Annotated in this window: 5 protein-coding genes; 4 read left to right on the forward strand and 1 reads right to left on the reverse strand. The window is 38.3% G+C overall.

The window, feature by feature from the left end; genetic code table 11:
* The first annotated feature begins 147 nt into the window (after positions 1 to 147).
* From E1176_RS03420 to coaE, 4 genes are all read left to right on the forward strand, one after another.
* A complete protein-coding gene (locus E1176_RS03420; RefSeq protein WP_246205926.1) occupies positions 148 to 690 on the forward strand; it encodes a DUF1573 domain-containing protein in 543 nt (180 codons plus the stop codon).
* Positions 691 to 793: 103 nt separating this feature from the next.
* A complete protein-coding gene (gene yajC, locus E1176_RS03425; RefSeq protein ID WP_155209175.1) occupies positions 794 to 1,111 on the forward strand; it encodes a preprotein translocase subunit YajC in 318 nt (105 codons plus the stop codon).
* A 1-nt stretch (position 1,112) separates the two neighbouring features.
* The gene (locus tag E1176_RS03430; RefSeq protein ID WP_155209176.1) at positions 1,113 to 2,066 is read left to right on the forward strand and encodes a YbbR-like domain-containing protein; all 954 of its coding nucleotides are present in this window, start codon (positions 1,113 to 1,115) and stop codon (positions 2,064 to 2,066) included.
* Positions 2,059 to 2,670, forward strand: coding sequence for a dephospho-CoA kinase (gene coaE / locus E1176_RS03435; RefSeq protein ID WP_155209177.1), 612 nt, complete (start codon positions 2,059 to 2,061; stop codon positions 2,668 to 2,670). The genes E1176_RS03430 and coaE overlap by 8 nt, the downstream gene beginning before the upstream one ends.
* An 84-nt stretch (positions 2,671 to 2,754) precedes the next feature.
* Here the strand turns inward: coaE and E1176_RS20470 are convergent.
* The coding region (locus E1176_RS20470; RefSeq protein WP_185152597.1) for a hypothetical protein at positions 2,755 to 3,220 on the reverse strand (466 nt) is incomplete at its 5' end.

Here is a 3,220-nt window from a genome sequence, read left to right on the forward strand (position 1 = left end):
GATGCCAAAGAAAAGGCAGAAAGATTACTCGAAGATGTGGATGAGCTCATTACACACATCAAGAGTGGTGACAAAAAGTAAAGGGAACGATTTTTTTAAAATATTGTTGAAAGCAAAAGTTGAGTATAAGTAAAATTGATTATTGATATGAACAAGGGAATTAAATTATCATTAGTGTTTGCTGTAATAGCAATGGTTTTTGCCGCTTGCGGAAACAACAAGGAGTCAGAGAAACGAATCGCTGAATTAGAGAATAGACTTCAGGAGCTTGAAGGAGGAAACGCTGCAACGCCAGCTACACCTCAAACAGTTACTCCTGAGGAGAAGCCTGAAGGACCACTTCCTTCATTCGAATTTACAGAAGAGGAGCATGACTTTGGTACAATAGATGAAGGTGATGTAGTAGAGCATACTTTTAAGTTTACTAACACAGGAGAAGCTCCATTAATCATTCAAAGTGCTAAAGGGTCTTGCGGTTGTACTGTACCTACATGGCCTCAGGAGCCAATTCCGGTTGGTGGTACTGGCGAAATCGTTGCTAAATTTAACAGTAAGGGCAAGCCTAACGTACAAAACAAAACAGTAACTATTACTGCTAACACATGGCCTAAGCAAACTCGTTTGAGAATCAAAGCTATGGTAACTCCTGCTGCTGCAGGTACCAGCGTTGATGGTCCGGTGAAAAAATAAGAAGTAATAGAAATATAGTATTAAGGCATCCCAACTCCCTTCTAGGGGGTTGGGATGTTTTGGTTTTAATCGCTTAATTTAGCAGAAATTTAAAAACACAAACATGTTAAAAACATTATTATTACAAGCTGACGGTGGTGGCGGATACTCTTCTTTAATTCTTTTTGGTGGTGTGGCTCTGGTCTTTTATTTTTTTATGATAAGACCACAGCAAAAGAAGCAAAAAGAGCAGAAAAAATTTATCGAGGAGATCAAGCGTGGAGACAATGTAGTGACTATCGGAGGTGTGCACGGCAAAGTGCTTAGCACTGACGAAACTACAGTGGTTTTAGAAGTAGATAAAGGTGTGAAGATGACTTTTCAAAAGACTGCTGTATCTTTAGATGCAAGCAAAACACCTGAGAAAGAAACTAAAAAGTAATTTGAGCAGATTCGCAAAAATATTAAAAGCAGTAAGGCCGGGCAATGTAGGAAATGTCAGGGTCATACTGCTTTCTGTTTTTGCAGCTACTACTTTCTGGTTTTTCAATGCCCTAAACGAAAATTACTCCACTACACTTCAGTATCCACTGGAGTTTATATACGATAGAGATGACTACATCGCTGTCGATCCCATACCTGAAAATGTACAAATAAACGTTTCTGGCCTTGGCTGGAATTTATTTAGAAACAGCCTCGGTATAAAGGTTTCTCCACTCGAAATAAGACTTGACGACCCAACCGAAGTAAAGCGTATAGTTGCCGCCTCTGTGCCTAGTTTGATATCTGATCAACTCGATGAGCTGCAGCTTAACTATGTGCTTACAGATACGCTTTTCTTAAATATCGACTATCGTACGTCTAAGAAATTTAAACTTCTAATCGATAGTACCAATATCTCATTAGAAGATAACTACAGAATTATTAATCCGGTAAGATTTACACCAGACTCAGTCGAGCTTGAAGGCCCTAGTGGCGTGATCAACGATTTACCAGATTCTATTTTAGTGGGTATACCACAAAAAGCAATAGATGAAAACTTCAATGAAGAAATATCCATCAATTTGCCAAATGGTAGATTGATTAGAAGAAATCCACCGACAGTAAATGTGGTATTTGGTGTAGAAGAGTTTCTTAATAGGGAGGTTATGATTCCTCTTAAAATTGAAAATATACCTGACAAGGCGTACATAGAAACCGAGTCTGTTAAAGTTTCCTATAAAGTGAGAGCAAGCTTTGCCGAAGAGATTGCTGAGAGTGAGATTAAAGCAGTTGCAGACTTTAATACAATGGATCAAAGCGATTCTACTATACTTCCGTTCGTCAAGGAGTATCCAGAAAAAATCACAGATGTTGAGCTAGATACCACGCGCATCAAAGTATTCTTTAATGAATAAACCTCTTCAAATTGGCATTACAGGCGGTATAGGCTCTGGTAAAAGCTTTGTCTGTAGCATTTTCAAAAAACTTGGTATACCGATCTATGATGCTGACTCTCGAGCCAAGTGGCTCATGGCTAATGATGAAAATGTCAAAAGCCAAGTGATAGCAGCATTTGGAGCAAAGAGCTATGATGAAAATGGCTTAAATAGGCAGTACCTGGCAGCAGAAGTTTTTAATAGCTCTGATAGGATAAAGCAGCTCAATGCAATAGTACACCCAGCTGTGGGAAGTGACTATAAAAATTGGGTTGAAGCAAATTACAACCAACCTTATTTGATCAAGGAAGCTGCCCTTATGTTTGAGTCAGGCTCTTACAGGCACCTTGATGCTGTGATTTACGTACATGCACCCTCTAAATTGAGAAAAGAAAGGGTGTTGAAGCGAGATCCGCAAAGAACACCTTCAGAAATTGATGCTATAATCGGTAAGCAGCTTTCTGAACAAGAGCTAACAGAACGCTCTGACTACATTATATATAATGACGAAACTAAGATGCTGCTGCCTCAAATTATTAATCTAAACGAGCAGTTTAAGAATCGAGAGTTGGCAAGCCAATAGATTAAGACCTCTTATACTTACAAGCACAAAAAAAGGCTGACCGATATAATCAGCCAGCCTTTTGAAACAAACTAATGAGGATCTTTATAGTTCGAAAGTTTTAGTTTCGCCAGCAACGATAACCTCGATCTTAGCAGCATTTACGCGCTTAAGGTTATAAAGCTTAGAATAACTTCCGTTGATATCTTCAGTTGTATTGAAAATTAAATTTTCATTATTGTCGTAAACATTGATGTCAGCTCTTTTATAACCATCGTTTACAATTGTAAGACGGTATTTGTCAAGCTCAATGTTGTCAAACTTCACAAGTGTAGGGTATGCAATTGTTTTTCCTTCAATTGTTTCGAAGTTCTCTATCTGTGCGATAGTTGTACCATTTGCATCTGTAACCTCTACAGTGTAAACTCCTTCAGGAAGGTTGCTGAAGTTGTAAGGTCTCGCAAATGCATCATGTTTTTTAATAGTTTCTACAAATACAGTTCTGTTATTCGCGTCAACAATTCTGATAGCTACTCTGTGAGTGTTGCTTCCCTTGTATACAAGGTTAAAT

Origin of the sequence: Fulvivirga aurantia (assembly GCF_009711475.1) — a bacterium.
GTDB classification, from domain to species: Bacteria; Bacteroidota; Bacteroidia; order Cytophagales; family Cyclobacteriaceae; genus Fulvivirga; species Fulvivirga aurantia.